We start from the raw sequence: 14,671 nt of genomic DNA, 5'->3' as shown, positions 1-14,671 counted from the left end.
GGAGGGTGATGTCCGCCGTCACCAGAAGGCGCGGGTCGTCTCCGTCGGCCCGTCGAGCTCGGTGAAGCCCGCGTCCACCACCGAGACGGGCCGGGGCGTCGAGCGCCACGAGTCGGCACCGGGCAGGACGACGCGCACCCGGTAGCCGTCCTCGGCCCAGGCGTCGCGCAAGGCAGGGGGCATGTCCGGGCTCTGCCAGGCCAGCTGGGCGGCGTGGGCGACCTGGGCGCAGAGCTTGCCGGAGGTCATCTCGTGCAGCGGAGTCACCTCGACGGTGACGAGGGCACCCTGAGACGTTGAGGCGCTGCCCAGGGCGAGCAGGTCGGCGGTGCGTCCCGCGGCCCGGTCGACGGCGGCGGTCACCGCGGCGGGCGCCGGCGGGAGCTCGTCGCCGTCGGGAAAGTGCGTGCCCTCGACCTGCGTCTTGGCCAGGGCCGTGGGCAGAGGGCGCACGGGTCCCGGGACGAGGGCGCGGGCTTCGGCGGGCGCCCAGCCCAGGGGCCCGTCCTGGGTGACGGTGACGCCCGGCAGCGCCTGGACCTCGTCCCAGCGTCGGCCGCGAGCGCGACGCACGAGCTTGCGGATGCGCCCGTCACGCCAGTAGCGCACGGCCTCGTGCCAGGGCCCGCCGGGGGCCGCCTCGGGTGAGGCGAGGAGGGCGACGACGGCGCGCGCGGTGGCCTCGGCGACGTCGAGGCGGCGCGAGGGGTGGACCTTGTCGTAGCGCAGGGTGATCTGCATGCCCCACTCGGTGCCGGGGACGACCTCGGCACCGGGGTTCAGCGGGGAGACCGGTGGGACGGGGGCCGATGGCACGGCGGGTCCTGGTTGCGTCTGAGTCACGCACCCGACCCTAGCCCCTGCCCCTGCGGGCCCTCTCACCCCTGCCTTGACTCGCGAGGACAGGCGGCGGACGGGCAGCGATGCTCACACGCAGTCGCCGTCGTCATCCTTCTGGAGGAGGACGACGGCGACGGACGCAGATCATCCCCGCGGCCCAACCGGTGGACGGGTGCGGGCCCTTAGCGTGGACGCATGACCGATCACGACCCCTACCAGACCCCTGGACCCGAGTCCGGGCCCGCCCCCGCCGACCCCTACGCCGGCTTCAACGCGGGCCCCAACGCCGGTACTTCCCCCGCCCCCGGGACGGCTCCGTTGCCACCCACCGTCCCACCAGCACCTGCGGCCGTACCGGCCCCCGAGGTCGGGCCGCCGACCCTCACCAACGGCGCCACCGTGCACGGGTTGTGGGGCATCAAGCCGCTGCGTCACCCCGCCGAGCTGGCCCTGATGTGGACGAGCGTCGTCTTCAGCGCTCTGGGCCTCATCCTGTGGATCACGCTGTGCGTGTGGCTCATGACGGATCCCAACCCAACCGGCGAGCTCGCCGACCTCCGTGAGTTCTTCGTCGGGGACGCCACCTCCTACGGCGCTCAGTTCCTCCTCGTCGTGCCCATCATCCCCGTCGTCGTGTGGGTGGTACGCGCCATCCTCTACGCCCAGCTGCGCTCCCAGGCCGTCCAGATGAGTCCCGCCCAGTTCCCCGAGGGCTACCGCATGGTGGTTGAGGCCGCCCAGCAGTTCGGCCTGCGCCGGGTGCCCGACGCCTACGTCGTCCTGGGCAACGGGGTGGTCAACGCCTTCGCGTCGGGTCACGGGTTCAGGCGCTTCGTCGCCGTCCACTCCGACCTGTTCGAGGTGGGCGGCCGGGCCCGTGACCCTGAGGCGCTCCGCTTCGTCATCGGTCACGAGGTCGGTCACCTCGCGGCCGGGCACGTCTCCTGGTTCCGCCTCGTCGCGACAGCGCTCGCCTCCAACATCCCCCTGCTCAGCCAGGCCCTGTCGCGCGCCCAGGAGTACACGGCCGACAACCACGGCTACTCGGTGGCGCCGCAGGGCGTGGCCGGCATGATCGGCCTGCTCTCCGGCGGCAAGTACCTGGGCGCGCAGGTGAACCTGCACGCGATGGCGGACCGGGCCACACGTGAGAAGGGCCTGTGGCTGCACCTGGCGGTGTGGGCCGCCACGCACCCGGTCAACACGTGGCGCGCGCACGCCCTGCGGGATCGTCGCGCCCCCGGCCGGATCATGCTGCGGCCCAAGGAGTCGACGGCGTGGTTCGCGCCGTCCACGCCCACGGGGTCGACCGCCTCCACCGGCTGGCCGACGCCGGGCCAGGCCCTGGCGACGCTGGACGCCTTCGGGCCGCGCACGGACGAGGAGCAGTTCGGCCGCTACCCCGGAGTGGAGTACACGGCTCCGCGTGACGCCCTCAGGCTCGCGGACCCGACGCCGGTGCCGGTGACGGCCCGGTCCTGACCACCCGGTCCTGACCCGGCACACTGGTCTCGGCCGCTCCCGCCGCTCCGCCCGCAAGGTCACGGGAGGGGCGGCGGGAGGGGGCTGAGTCAGCCAGGGCAGCCGAGTCAGCCGAGTCAGCCGGGGCAGACGACGGCGAGCACCATCCCGCCGTCGGGCATCTCCATCCCCGCGAAGCTCTGCCTCTCCTCGACCCTGTGGAAGCCGACGGACAGGTGCATGGCGAGCGCCGCGTGATGGGTGGCGTCCACGAAGGTCTGGAGCACGGCCCCCGGCTGGAGGGCGCCGACCTGGCGCACGAGCTCGGCCAGTACGGCCCGCCCGATGCCGCCGCGCCTGACGTCCGGGTCGATGAGCAGGCCGGTGACCATCCAGCCGTCATCGTCGAACATGCCCTCGGGCAGGAAGAAGGCGCCGGAGAGCGCGACCGGGACGGCCAGGGCCTCGGCGTCCTCGTCGTCGGCTCCAACGCCGTCGGGTGTGAGAGTGGCGATGACGAGCGCGGGCAGGTTCTCGATCATGGTCGGCGCCTGCTGCCTCGCCTCGTCCACGCTCGTGCCCGCGCGCAGGCACAGCAGGCGGGCGACGCGGGCGGCGTCCTCGGGCCGGGCGGCGCGCACCGTGAGCAGGCCGCGCGGGCCCTCGGAGGTGCGGACGCCGTCCCGGGCGGCTGGGGCACCGCCGCGGGCGTCGATGTCGGCGATGCTGTGGGGGGCACGGGGGTCGTGGTCGGATGCGTCACTGGTCACGGGGACACTGTCCGACGTCGGCAGGGGGCGCAGCAAACCCGGGTGGAGACGGGCGGGTCCGACGTCGTCGCCCCAACGGCGCGGCCCGGACCCACAGTCCCGCCCCGGCCCCGGCTCCGGCCCGACGGCGTAGCCCGGACCCGCCCTCTGGGCCCGCGGTCCCGCCCCGGCCCGATCGACCACGCGCGACACTTCTCACGCCGCAGGCACATGACGCTCACAGGCTCACCCTCTACCGTCGTTCAGAAACAGCGACCGAACCCGAGGAGACCCGCATGACGCCCACCGCCCCCGGCGAGCCCACCTCACGGCGACACACCAGCATCCTGGGCAACGTCGTGCGCGGCGCCCTCATCGGCACGGTCGAGACCGTCCCCGGTGTCTCCGGCGGCACGGTCGCCCTCGTCGTCGGCATCTACCACGAGCTCATCGGCTCCGCCTCCTCACTCGTCTCCGCCGCCAAGGCGCTCATCACCGGCCCGGACCGCGCCGCCGGCGCCCGCGCCCGCCTGGCCGAGGTGCAGTGGCGCGTGCTCCTGCCCGTCATGGCCGGGATGGCGGCCGCGGTCCTCACCGTTGCCGGGCCCATGGCCGACGCCGTCGAGCACCACCCCACGCTCATGCGCGGCCTCTTCCTGGGCATGGTGCTCGCCTCCGTGGCCGTGCCGGTACGCATGATCACCGCCTCCATCGGGGCCGTGCCCCTCGGCTCGCGCACCCGCCGCCAGCGCCCGCTGCGGCTGCTCGCCGTCGGCGCCGTCGCAGCGGTCCTCACCTTCCTGCTCGTGTCGCTGGAGCCCACGAGGCTGACACCGCACCCCCTCGTCATCGTCGCGGCCGCGGCCATCGCCGTCTCCGCCCTGGTGCTGCCGGGCCTGTCTGGCTCCTTCCTGCTGCTCACCCTCAGCCTGTACCAGCCGACGCTGCGCGCCGTCGACACCCTCGACCTGGGCTACCTCGGCCTCTTCGCGACGGGGGCCGTCGTCGGGCTGGCCGTCGTCGTCAAGGCCCTGCAGGTGCTGCTGGCCCGTTATGAGGCGATGACGCTGTCGGCGCTGGCCGGGCTCATGGTGGGTGGCCTGCGGGCGCTGTGGCCGTGGCAGTCCGACGGCGGCACCCTCCTTGCGCCGGGCGCACAGCTTGGCGCGGTGATGGGCCTGGGGCTGCTGGGTTTCGCCGTGGTGCTGGGGCTCGTCGTCGTCGACGAGATGGTCACCCGGCGCGGCGCGGCGCAGCAGGTGCGCGAGGAGATCGCACAGACCCTGGCCACCGGCTGAGCGCGCCTTGCCCGACGCCCGAGGCGGCCCCTAGCATCACCACGGTGTGAGAACCGGTGGTGGAGAGCCTGATGATGGGCCCCTGCCTCACCGTGCACCGACCACCCGGCTCGCTCCTCACCTGAGGTCGCGGGCCGGTCGCGTGTCCGGCGTACCCTGCGTCGTCGGGCCCCATGACCGACAAGGACCCACCCATGACCCAGTCCCCCGCGATCCAGACCCGCGACACCCTCATCCCCGCCTTCTTCGGCGAGTTCGGCGGGCAGTACGTGCCCGACCAGCTCCTGCCCGTGCTTGACGAGCTGGAGAGGGCCTACGTCGAGGCCGTTGCGGACCCCGACTTCCTCGCCGAGCTCGACCGCCTCCAGCGCGAGTACCTGGGCCGCCCGACCCCCATCACCGAGTGCGCCAACCTTCCCCTGGAGGGGCATGGGCGCGGCAAGGCCCGCATCTTCCTCAAGCGCGAGGACCTGGCCCACGGCGGTGCCCACAAGGGCAACCAGGTGCTCGCACAGGCCCTGCTCGCCAAGCGGCTGGGCAAGACCCGGCTCATCGCGGAGACGGGCGCCGGCCAGCACGGGACGGCGACCGCCATGGTGGCGGCGCTCATGGGCATGGAGTGCACGATCTACATGGGAGCCACGGACGTGGCCCGCCAGCAGCCCAACGTGCGCCGTATGCGCCTGATGGGCGCGAATGTCGTGCCGGTGACCAATGACGAGGGCGGCTCGATGTCCAACGCGATCGACATCGCGCTGGGCGACTGGGTGGAGAACCTGTCGACGACGCACTACCTGCTGGGCTCGGCCTGCGGGCCCCACCCCTTCCCGACACTCGTCAAGGAGTTCCAGTCGGTCATCTCCCGTGAGACGCGCGAGCAGATGCTTGAGCGGACGGGCCGCCTGCCGGACTACGTGGTCGCGGCGGTTGGTGGCGGCTCCAACGCGATTGGCGCTTTCGCCGAGTACCTCAAGGACGAGCCGGGCAACGCTGACGTGCGCCTGATCGGCGTGGAGCCGGCCGGTGAGGGGCTGGACACGCACCGTCACGGCGCGCCGCTCAACCGCGGTGAGATCGGCATCCTGCACGGCTCGCGCTCCTACGTGCTGCGCTCCAGCGACGGCAACGTGGGCGAGTCCTTCTCCGTGTCCGCGGGCCTGGACTACCCGGGTGTGGGTGCCGAGCACGCCTGGCTCATGCAGACCGGGCGGGCGGAGTACCTGGGCATCGACGACAACGAGGCCCTGCAGGCCTTCCGCATGCTCAGCCGCTACGAGGGCATCATCCCGGCGCTGGAGTCCTCGCACGCGCTGGCGCAGGCGTTGAAGATGGCGGAGGACCTGGAGGCCGAGGGCTACGACGGCGAGCCGGTGAACATCCTCGTCAACCTGTCGGGACGCGGCGACAAGGACATGGAGTACGTGCAGAACGTGCTCGGCGACCTGCTGTTCGAGGACCCGGTGGCGGTGCCCACGCGTGGGCTCAAGATCTCCGAGATCCTCAGGATGATGACGGCCGAGTCCAACGCCCGTGAGGCGGGCCGCACGGTCGCACACCACTGAGGGGGCGCGGGCGCGTCCGAGCCCGGTGGAGCCGCGCACGCCCCGGCCGGACGGCCTAGCCGAGCCGCTCGCGGCCGCGTTGCAGCAGGCTGCGGGCGGCGCCCGTGGCGCGTCCGGCCGCAGCAGCGGCCGCGCTCTGGGCACCCTCAACCGCGTTCTGAGCCGTCACACGCACGGGACTTGGAGCCTCAACGTCGGCCGCCGCAAGGGCTGCGCCGTAGTCGGCCGCGTCCACCCCCGGGGGCGGCAGCTCCCGCAGGTGCTCGTGCAGACGCCGCGCCTGGGACTTGAGCGCTACAAGGGTCATCCCGCCCGAGATCACTCCGCCGACGAGGGGAACAGCCTTGGTCACGGTCTTGGCGAAGGAGTCCTTGGTGACCTTGACGCCGATGAGCGCGAGCGTCCTCTTCATCACCGGGTACCAGGCGTTCTTGGCCAGCGCCTGCTTGGTGATCTGCTTCTGGAGCGCGGGTCGGGCCACCTGCTGTGCGAAGCTGCCCAGTGAGGCGGAGGCACCAGCGACGCCCATCATGACGCCGAGGAAGACGGCGAACTTGCCGACGGTCTCGTCGTCGACCTCATCAAGGTCGTCCAGCAGGTCACGCCAGCCGTAGAGGAAGGCGAGCTTCTGGGAGATCCTGAAGGCATGGACGTAGTACTGGGTGACGTCAGCGGGGACGGTCGCCAGCATGGCGAATCCGCCCGGAAGGCCGGTCGCGAAGGACATGCCCGCCGACTTGCGGGTCTCGAAGTCGATGCTCTTGCGCGCGAGAACGTCCAGGTCGATGAGCCCGACGCAGGCCTGGACGGGTGTGGAGGCGATCGCCTGCTCGATCTGGGCGTCACTCAGCCCGAGTTTGCGCAACTCCTGGGACAGGAACTGCTCACGGTCGATCTTGACGCCTCTCAGCCGGATGACCTTCGAGAGGAACACGATCGTGTACTTCTCGGCGTCGGCCTGCTGGGAGACGAGCTCGGCCTCGATGCCCTCGAGGCCCTCGCTGGTCACGGAGGCGGGCTCAAGGGCGGCCCCGCTCATCGCCTCGACGAGTCTGTCGTTGCGCTCCTCACCGCTCACGTGCGGCTCCCTCTCGGGCGGCGTCCGCAGGCACGTCGGTGTAGACGAATGTGAGGACGATGTTGGGATCGATGGCGTGCACGATGTTGTTGTAGAAGGTCTCGCACTGCATCTTGAGCAGCTCGACATTGGTGGAGACGTGCTGGGCCTTGACCTCATCGTTGATGAGCTTGTTCGCCATCTTCTCCTTGTCGATGTCAGGAGTGATACCGGACAGCACACCGCCGTCCTCGACCAGTGTCTCGAAAGTGAAGTTGTCGTAGGCGAGGAACTGGAAAGCGGGAACCGTCACGGTGTAGGCAGACTCACCAGTCTGCTCGATGGAGACCTGAGAGCCGTCAAGACCCAGCTTCGCGTCAGAGCCGTACCTCATAATGACGTTCTCTCCGGTACCAGGGATCTTCCAGGTGCCGATGTGGGAGCCCTTGTCCTCGGTGGCGATCGCGTCGACCGACAGGCTCAGAAGAATGACGTCCTGCTTGAGCTCAATGGATCGCACCACCTGGGTGTTGGTCGACTCCGAGTCCGTGCCCCACTGGAACATCGACGCCACTCTCGTGGAGACCACGCTGCCCAGAACAAGCGCCACGACGGCCACAACGAACAGGGCCCACGGGAACCGTCTCTGCTTCGGAGCAGGTACGGTCACGACGACCGGCGAGGTCTCAGGACTGGATTCGGACATGGCGTCTCCTCCACGGCGAGTGAACGTCTGGTGTCAGGAAAGAGCCGTTGGGGCGGGGACGGCTCTCGCCACCGAAAACTAACCCCCCCCGCGGTCCCTCGCACGCTCATGAAGGACCGCGGAGGCCAGAACCGCCTATCAGATAGGTCACACCCCGTCGGCCCGCCGCTCAGCTCACAGGAAGCTGGCGCGCAGCTCCCGGGCTCCGAGGGGACAGGTCCGCAAGCGTGACGTCGAAGACCGTGCTCGCACCAACCTCACCACGCCCAGCTCCTCGGCAGCCACGACGTAGCAGTCGCGCGTGTGCTTGTCACGAGTCGTCAGCCCCGCAACGGAGCCCGTCTTCGCCTGCTCGACCGCCGACGCCACCGGCAACGTCTCCATCCTCACCGGACAACCCCCTCAGGCAAGACGTTCCTGCGCGCTCAGGCGCTGGTTCTCCTTATCAGCCCGGGTCACCTCAGGTGATCAGGTGAGCGCACGTACACCTCGATGTTACCTGACCGCGCCCCCAGCCGGAGGGACGAGCCATTGGGCAGGCACCACTTGGCCTGACGGTCCTCGTTATCCGTTCCCATGTCTCGCTCCACCGTCCACGCAGCACCGAACACCCCCGTCAAGGCCTCGAGATACGACTCGTACGCCGCCCACGTCACCGACGCCGTATCAGGCTCCACGAACACCTCGGTGATGACCGTCGCCAGCGGGAAGTCAACCGCGTCGAAGTACCCGTCCCGGTTGGGCTCCATCCACCCATCAGCCCCAACGGCAGACAGGAAAGTCGCGAATAACCGGCCGTCCTCCGAGTAGGGCACCCACCCCAGACGGTCACGGATCGCGAACGCCGTCTCCCACGACACCGGCCAGGCCAGGCCCGTCCAGGCCGTCACCCACTCCACCGCCGTGGACACCGGCAACGTCTCCATCTTCACCAGACAGACACCTCCTCAGTCAACAAAGTCCTCCCAGTCCTCGCCGTACTTCTCCGTCAGACGCTGGTCCTCCAGATCATTCAACGTCGACTGCGGAGAGTTGATATACACCGTCATAATTCCCGACAGAGAGGTCAGACTGAAGGACGCCCTGTTAGGCAGGTACCAGGTTGCCTCGCGAAACTCGTCATCCTTCCCACGCTGCCGCACCTGCGTGCGAGGCTTGCCGAACAGCCCCGTCAGAGCCTCGACATACGACGCGTACGCAGCCCAGGTCACCGACGCCGTATCAGGCTCCTTCTGCCCCCTGATCACCCGAGTCGCCAACGGGAACGTCACCCCACTGAACATCCCCTGCTGCCTACGGCTCATCGACCCACCATGCCGTGCACCCGGAGGGGTGAGCACCGTCGTGAAGAAACGGCCATCCTCCGAGTAGGGCACCCACCCCAGACGGTCACGGATCGCAAACGCGGTCTCCCACGACACCGGCCAAGACAGCCCAGTCCAGGCCGTCACCCACTCCACCGCCGTCTCAACCGGCAACGTCTCCATCCTCACCAGACAACCCCCTCCCGTCAGACAACAGCCTCAGGCACCTTCTCCCTCACTCAATGAAGTCCTCCCAGTTCTCGCCGTACTCCTCAGTCAGACGCTGATCCTCAAGATCAGCCCACGTCACCTCAGGCGAGTACACGTATACTGCCATGATCCCCGGCCGCGCACCGAGGCTGAAAGACGAGTTGTTGGGCAGGTACCACTTCGCCTGTCGGAACTCGTCATCCCTACCGCGACGCCGCACCTCCGTCCGAGGCTTATCGAACAGCCTCGCCAGGGCCTCGACATACGACTCGTACGCAGCCCACGTCACCGACGCCGTATCCGGCTCCTTCTGCCCCCTGATCACAGTCGTCGCCAACGGGAAGTCGATCCCGTTGAACATCCCACTCTCATTCGTCGACATCCCGCCATCAGCCCCATTCCTCGACAAGAACGTCGTGAAGTACCTAGCCTCCTCTGGATCAGCAACCCAGCCCAGGCGGTCGCGGATCGCAAAGGCCGTCTCCCAGGACACCGGCCAGGACAGACCCGTCCACGCCGTCACCCACTCCACCGCCGTCTCAACCGGCAACGTCTCCATCCTCACCAGACAACCCCCTCCCGTCAGACAACAGCCTCAGGCACCTTCTCCCTCACTCAATGAAGTCCTCCCAGTTCTCGCCGTACTCCTCAGTCAGACGCTGATCCTCAAGATCAGCCCACGTCACCTCAGGCGAGAACACGTACACTGTGATGACCCCCGGCAAGGCCGTCAGGCTGAAGGACGATCTGTTGGGCAGGTACCACTTCGAATTACGGTGCTCACTCTCAGCACCGCGGCGCCGCACCTCCGTCCGAGGCTGACCGAACACACCCGCCAGGGCCTCGACATACGACTCGTACGCAGCCCACGTCACAAACGCCGTATCAGGCTCCTCCTGTCCCCGCACCACGACTGTCGCCAACGAAAAGTCGATCCCCCTGAACAGACCATTTTCATCTTTTGTCATGCCTCCATCAGCCTCCCCGGTAGACAAGGAGGTTACGAAGAAACGACTATTCTTAGGATGAGAAACCCACCCCAGACGGTCACGGATCGCAAAGGCCGTCTCCCAGGACACCGGCCAGGACAGACCCGTCCACGCCGTCACCCATTCCACCGCCGTCTCAACCGGCAACGTCTCCATCTTCATGTTCAGCTCTCCTTAGAGGTTGTGCGTTTACATTGGCTGGCAGTTGAGTCAGGGGCTGCCCAGTGCAGCGATTCTCTGCTCGATTGCAGTGACGATCTGCGGGTGGGAGGCCAGGTCCACGTCGATCGGGTTGCCGCGATTCACGAACCCCGCTTCCGGGGTTGAGATGACGTCGCTCGTGACCGTGATGTCGCCGCGCTTGACCCCTTCCCACAGGTCCGGGTTGTCCCGGAAGAACTCGATGACCCTGTCGTCACGGAGCATACGGTCACGCACGTAGGCAGGCGTCCCCTGAGGAGCCCTCCCCTCGAAAAGGGTGCGCACCGGATTCGTTTTCAGCCGGCCTGTTCCGCCCTTGAGCTCAGGCACGTGGATACTCCCACGGTCAGCCGACACCGCCAGCATGTCAACCTTGCGGGGACCCGTGGGCTTCGCCTCCAGCCCCTGAGGGCGAAAGGCATCTGGCACTGTGTAGCCGTGTCGTTCCAACTCCTGCAAGCCTCCAACCTCGCCAGCAACTTCAGTGATACGGCCCGCACGCGGACGCGCAGTGTGACAGTTCTCAGACGCTTCCCTCAGTTGATCGAGCGCTTCCCTGTCATGCCCACCTCGACGTAGTAAATCCAGCGTGTCCTCATAGTTCCTCTTGTTGAAGTCCGGCATCCTCGTCCCCGGCGGCAGCAGGTCCTTGAGGTGGGCCTCCGCCGCGCGGCGGGCGGCCAGCGCCTCGTCACGCATCTGGAACAAGGACGCGAGGTCCGGCAGACGAGCCGAGCGGCGCGCAGCAACGGTGGCGCTCAAGGACCTCTCAGCCGTACGCAGCCCCACCCCCAGCGCCGAGCCGGGGATGAAGGTGGTGGCGAAGTCGACAACGTCCATGAGCAGCTGGCCGGGTGTCACGTTGCGCACGTAGCTCGCCGTCGCCGCACGGGGGTCACGCATGAAGGCGGCGACCCCGTGACCGTGCCCCGCGAACCACGTCACGACGCCGACCGCCCCCATGGCCAGGGCGGCCGAGGCCCCCATGCTCATCAGTGCCAGAACTCCCAGCGCGATGAGCAGGATCTGCGCGGCAGGGTTCAATCCGTCCCACCACGAGGCCAGGCCATCCAAGAGTCCGGCGAAGAACACGGCGTCGTCGGGGCTGCTTGCCGCCGGGCCGATGCTGCGGCCGATGACGACGCCGACCGCCAGGCACGCGGCCACCGACACCGCCGCCACCACAAGCGCCCCGAGCGCCCACCGCCTCCTGGCGGTGGGCTCCCCGCCCGGGGACGTCACACTCATTGCCTGGCGCCGCACCTGCAGGATCAGCTGGCCCACCCGGCGCCCGCGCCGCATCCGCTCCGCACGCGTCAGGTCCGGACGTGTGTAACCCGACAGGATCACCGCCAAGTCGCTCCAGGCGAAGACCCCCACCGCCACCACGGCACGTAGAGGCTCACGCCACCGAGCACTCACACCAGACAGCGGCGGCACCGCCCCACGCTCAGGGTCCACCCGCCCCATGAACCCCGCACGCATACGACGGTGCGCGTCAACCGCCAGGCACAGCCCCAGCAGCAGCACCACGACAGGAACCTGCCCATGCCCCATGCCGCATATGAACCACACGAAGCTCAGCGGCCCGAACAGCAGACCGCCCTCGTCCACCCATCCCGACCACGCAACCGACGCGTTGTAGGCGGCATGGTCCGTGATGACGTAGCCCAGCGCAGCCACCGGCCCCACCACCGACAGCATCCGCCACCACAGCCCCACTGAGACTGAGGCATCCGAGGTCCCCAGCCTCCCGGCGTAGCGCCAGGCAGCGATCGCCAGGCCGAGTGTGGCGGCGACCAGCATCGTCGAGACATGGTGACCCACCGCCATGACCTCGACCCACTCGCCGGTGAACGGCGCCTCAAGTCCTCTCTCAAGCGACCCTGAGGTCAACGGGTTGAGCGAGTAGTGCGTTCCCTCGTCAAAGAGCTCGGCAAGGATGCTCCACAGGTTCGTGGCTGTCGTCAGACGCCTGACCGAGTCCTCCGCGATCGTGAAACCAGCCCCCGCCGCATACCCCATCAGCGCCCAGTCCGACGCCGCCATGCGCCGCATACGCCCCGGTGCCACCAGCGCCGGCAGCAGGAGGATGAGCAGCTTGCCCGGCTCCTCAACGAATGCCGCCAAGGAGATGATGGCGCCGTCATCGCGCGCAGACAGGCCCTCCGCATTGCCCAGCGCGGTTGTGAGCACGGCGATTCCCAACGCCCATACCGTGCTCGCACTCAGCAACATCGTCAGCGACCGCGTGCTCACGGTACGCGTGCGAGCCACCGCCACCAGCACCAGCAGCCCGGCCAGCAGGCTCACCGCGGGAACCAGCGCGTGCGCCAGCCCCTCAACCACCACCAGTGCCACAGCCAGCAGCAGGGAGCCGACCTGCCCAAGCTGCGCCACCCGGCTCAGCAGCCGCACCACCCGCGGATGGCGCCCCAGCCATCGGGCCCACGCGTCCCGCGCCCGCTCCCACCCCTCAGGCGGAACCCGCATCCACGCCTCAGCCGGGACGTCCCTCAACCCCTGGCCGTACCCAGGGGGCAGCCCGGGCGCGCCGGGCGTCACCAGAGTGTCATCGGGACCGGTGGACACAAGCACACCTCACTCAGGAACGGCGACACTGCTCACGAGCCGGGGAACCCGCCCGTCGACCGTAACGAAGTGACCCCCCACACAGCAAGCACCCGCGCGGCGTTGCCTCCGCTCAGCTCACAGGAAGCTGGCGCGCAGCTCCTCCGGGCTCCGAGGGGACAGGTCCGCAAGCGTCACATCGAAGACCGTGCGGGCTCCGACCTCACCGCGCTCAGCCATCCGCACCACCGCGCGGGCAACCGCCACCAGCACCGCACCAGTGAACTCCGGGTTGGAGCCCAGCGCCAGCTCAAAGCCGATGGTCGCGTGCACGCCCTCGGAGGTGGCACCACGACGGATGACCTGACCCCCGTGCGGGATACCGGAGTGCCCGGCAGCCAGCTCCTCGGCAGTGACGAAGGTGACGGTCGTGTCGTAGTCGGCGAAGTAGTAGGGCATCGCCTTGATCTCGGCCTCAATGGCCGCCCGGTCCGCACCCTCGGCAGCCACGACATAGCACTCACGCGTGTGCTTCTCACGAGTCGTCAGCCCCGCAGCCGAACCCGTCTTCGCCTGCTCGACCGCCGACGCTACCGGCAGCGTGTACTGCTTGGCGTCGAGCACGCCGTCGATGCGCCGCAGGGCGTCGGAGTGACCCTGGGAGACGCCGGGCCCCCAGAAGGTGGTGGTCTCGCCGTCGGGCAGGACGGCGTCGCCGAGCACCCGCAGCATGGAGAACAGGCCCGGGTCCCAGCCGGCGGAGATGAGGGTGAGGTGGCCGGCGGCCTGAGCGGCGGCGTCGACGGCTGCGAAGTGCTCAGGGATGCGTGCGTGCGTGTCGAAGGAGTCGACCGTGTGGAACAGCGCGGCGGCGGCGGGGGTCTGCTCGATGAGGTCGGTGGCGGAGCCGCCGCAGTTGATGCAGACGTCCGCCTTGTCGGCCCAGTCGGCGGCGTCGTCGAGGTGGGCGACGGGCGCCCCGAGGGTGGTGACGCCGGCCGGGTCGCGTCGAGTGAGGACGACGGCGACCTCCATGTCCTCGGTCTTGCTCACGGCCTGCTCGACGCCGCGTCCGAGGTTCCCGTAGCCGTTGATAACAACCCTGATCATTGCGGATCTCCTGGTAGACGTTCTGAATCGACTGCAAGTCTTCCATCCGGATGTTTCCGTCAGGTCATGTGTCTCAGTAACGCGCTCGCACCTGCGTCTCAGTGACGCGCACGCACCCGGGCGGTCCAGACTGTCGCCATGGACGATCTGCGCATCAGTCCCGGCCCGGGCTGCCCGAGGGGGCTGACGGTCCCGGCGGGAGACCTGGTGGAGACCTTCTCCCACTCGGGCGGGCCAGGCGGGCAGGGGGTCAACACCTCCGACTCGCGGGTCCAGTTGAGCCTGGACGTGGCGACGACGTCGGCCCTGGACGAGCACCAGCGCGCGCGGGCCCTGGCGCACCTGGCCCGGCACGCGCCGGGTTACCTCACGGGGACGGTTCTGACGGTCACGGCCTCACAGCAGCGCTCGCAGCGCCAGAACCGCAAAGCCGCCCGCGAGCGCCTGGCGGGGCTGCTGCGGGCGGCGCTCGCTCCCGTCCAGGTGCGACGGGCGACGAGACCGACGGCGGGGTCCCATCGCCGTCGGCTGGCGGCGAAGAAACGGCGCGGCGAGATCAAGGCGGGCAGGCGCAGGCCGGTTCCGGGTGACTGAGCTCGCGACTGACCCCGCT

14 protein-coding genes and 1 pseudogene are annotated in these 14,671 nt (G+C 69.1%); 4 read left to right on the top strand and 11 right to left on the bottom strand.

Features of this window, described 5'->3' with window-relative positions; all coding sequences use genetic code 11:
• Positions 1–18 precede the first annotated feature (18 nt).
• Positions 19–741, bottom strand: a complete 723-nt coding sequence (locus ID810_RS01650) for an aminoacyl-tRNA hydrolase (protein WP_166856509.1) — start codon at positions 739–741, stop codon at positions 19–21.
• A 294-nt stretch (positions 742–1,035) separates the two neighbouring features.
• On the opposite strand from ID810_RS01650, the gene ID810_RS01645 reads away from it, so the two are divergent.
• Complete coding sequence (locus tag ID810_RS01645; protein WP_166856436.1) at positions 1,036–2,322, top strand: M48 family metallopeptidase; 1,287 nt, start codon at positions 1,036–1,038, stop codon at positions 2,320–2,322.
• A 116-nt stretch (positions 2,323–2,438) separates the two neighbouring features.
• Here the strand turns inward: ID810_RS01645 and ID810_RS01640 are convergent, their stop codons facing one another.
• Positions 2,439–3,071: a GNAT family N-acetyltransferase gene (locus ID810_RS01640; protein WP_166856437.1), complete on the bottom strand. Its 633-nt coding sequence runs from the start codon at positions 3,069–3,071 to the stop codon at positions 2,439–2,441.
• Between the two features lie 275 nt (positions 3,072–3,346).
• Here ID810_RS01640 and ID810_RS01635 point away from each other — a divergent pair, with 275 nt between their 5' ends.
• Both ID810_RS01635 and trpB read left to right on the top strand, forming a co-directional pair.
• A complete protein-coding gene (locus ID810_RS01635; protein WP_166856439.1) occupies positions 3,347–4,348 on the top strand; it encodes a DUF368 domain-containing protein in 1,002 nt (333 codons plus the stop codon).
• Between the two features lie 233 nt (positions 4,349–4,581).
• A pseudogene (gene trpB / locus ID810_RS01630) lies at positions 4,582–5,910 on the top strand (tryptophan synthase subunit beta); the annotation flags it as partial.
• A gap of 55 nt (positions 5,911–5,965) precedes the next feature.
• On the opposite strand, the gene ID810_RS01625 reads toward trpB, so the two are convergent.
• From ID810_RS01625 to ID810_RS01585, 9 genes are all read right to left on the bottom strand, one after another.
• Positions 5,966–6,988 (bottom strand): hypothetical protein, encoded by a 1,023-nt coding sequence (locus ID810_RS01625; protein WP_243856588.1) that lies wholly within the window; start codon positions 6,986–6,988, stop codon positions 5,966–5,968.
• Positions 6,978–7,673: a hypothetical protein gene (locus tag ID810_RS01620; protein WP_166856442.1), complete on the bottom strand. Its 696-nt coding sequence runs from the start codon at positions 7,671–7,673 to the stop codon at positions 6,978–6,980. Before ID810_RS01620 ends, ID810_RS01625 begins: the two co-directional genes overlap by 11 nt.
• Before the next feature lie 174 nt (positions 7,674–7,847).
• On the bottom strand, positions 7,848–8,057 hold the full coding sequence (locus ID810_RS12745) for a hypothetical protein (protein ID WP_166856512.1): 210 nt from the start codon (positions 8,055–8,057) through the stop codon (positions 7,848–7,850).
• Positions 8,058–8,128: 71 nt separating this feature from the next.
• Complete coding sequence (locus ID810_RS01610; RefSeq protein ID WP_243856594.1) at positions 8,129–8,599, bottom strand: DUF6301 family protein; 471 nt, start codon at positions 8,597–8,599, stop codon at positions 8,129–8,131.
• Between the two features lie 21 nt (positions 8,600–8,620).
• Positions 8,621–9,160 carry a DUF6301 family protein gene (locus tag ID810_RS01605; RefSeq protein WP_243856596.1) on the bottom strand — a complete coding sequence of 180 codons (540 nt, stop codon included), beginning with the start codon at positions 9,158–9,160 and terminating at the stop codon, positions 8,621–8,623.
• Positions 9,161–9,212: 52 nt separating this feature from the next.
• Positions 9,213–9,746 (bottom strand): DUF6301 family protein, encoded by a 534-nt coding sequence (locus tag ID810_RS01600; protein ID WP_243856598.1) that lies wholly within the window; start codon positions 9,744–9,746, stop codon positions 9,213–9,215.
• A gap of 52 nt (positions 9,747–9,798) precedes the next feature.
• Positions 9,799–10,338, bottom strand: coding sequence for a DUF6301 family protein (locus ID810_RS01595; protein ID WP_166856622.1), 540 nt, complete (start codon positions 10,336–10,338; stop codon positions 9,799–9,801).
• A 48-nt stretch (positions 10,339–10,386) separates the two neighbouring features.
• Complete coding sequence (locus ID810_RS01590) at positions 10,387–12,798, bottom strand: protease PrsW (RefSeq protein ID WP_188232552.1); 2,412 nt, start codon at positions 12,796–12,798, stop codon at positions 10,387–10,389.
• Positions 12,799–13,086: 288 nt separating this feature from the next.
• Positions 13,087–14,058, bottom strand: a complete 972-nt coding sequence (locus ID810_RS01585; RefSeq protein ID WP_166856618.1) for a diaminopimelate dehydrogenase — start codon at positions 14,056–14,058, stop codon at positions 13,087–13,089.
• A gap of 138 nt (positions 14,059–14,196) precedes the next feature.
• On the opposite strand from ID810_RS01585, the gene arfB reads away from it, so the two are divergent.
• Positions 14,197–14,652, top strand: coding sequence for an alternative ribosome rescue aminoacyl-tRNA hydrolase ArfB (arfB, locus tag ID810_RS01580; protein WP_166856617.1), 456 nt, complete (start codon positions 14,197–14,199; stop codon positions 14,650–14,652).
• Positions 14,653–14,671: the final 19 nt, after the last annotated feature.

This window comes from Actinomyces respiraculi, assembly GCF_014595995.2.
Lineage (GTDB): Bacteria > Actinomycetota > Actinomycetes > Actinomycetales > Actinomycetaceae > Actinomyces > Actinomyces respiraculi.
This window is presented reverse-complemented; position numbering and strand designations above follow the sequence as displayed.

Excerpts from the sequence above, each read along its gene's own strand:
- arfB (WP_166856617.1), top strand. The coding sequence starts at position 14,197 with ATGGACGATCTGCGCATCAGTCCCGGCCCGGGCTGCCCGAGGGGGCTG.
- ID810_RS01635 (WP_166856439.1), top strand. The coding sequence starts at position 3,347 with ATGACGCCCACCGCCCCCGGCGAGCCCACCTCACGGCGACACACCAGC.
- ID810_RS12745 (WP_166856512.1), bottom strand. The coding sequence starts at position 8,057 with ATGGAGACGTTGCCGGTGGCGTCGGCGGTCGAGCAGGCGAAGACGGGC.
- ID810_RS01645 (WP_166856436.1), top strand. The coding sequence starts at position 1,036 with ATGACCGATCACGACCCCTACCAGACCCCTGGACCCGAGTCCGGGCCC.
- ID810_RS01650 (WP_166856509.1), bottom strand. The coding sequence starts at position 741 with ATGCAGATCACCCTGCGCTACGACAAGGTCCACCCCTCGCGCCGCCTC.
- ID810_RS01620 (WP_166856442.1), bottom strand. The coding sequence starts at position 7,673 with ATGTCCGAATCCAGTCCTGAGACCTCGCCGGTCGTCGTGACCGTACCT.
- ID810_RS01585 (WP_166856618.1), bottom strand. The coding sequence starts at position 14,058 with ATGATCAGGGTTGTTATCAACGGCTACGGGAACCTCGGACGCGGCGTC.
- ID810_RS01610 (WP_243856594.1), bottom strand. The coding sequence starts at position 8,599 with ATGGAGACGTTGCCGGTGTCCACGGCGGTGGAGTGGGTGACGGCCTGG.
- ID810_RS01605 (WP_243856596.1), bottom strand. The coding sequence starts at position 9,160 with ATGGAGACGTTGCCGGTTGAGACGGCGGTGGAGTGGGTGACGGCCTGG.
- ID810_RS01595 (WP_166856622.1), bottom strand. The coding sequence starts at position 10,338 with ATGAAGATGGAGACGTTGCCGGTTGAGACGGCGGTGGAATGGGTGACG.
- ID810_RS01600 (WP_243856598.1), bottom strand. The coding sequence starts at position 9,746 with ATGGAGACGTTGCCGGTTGAGACGGCGGTGGAGTGGGTGACGGCGTGG.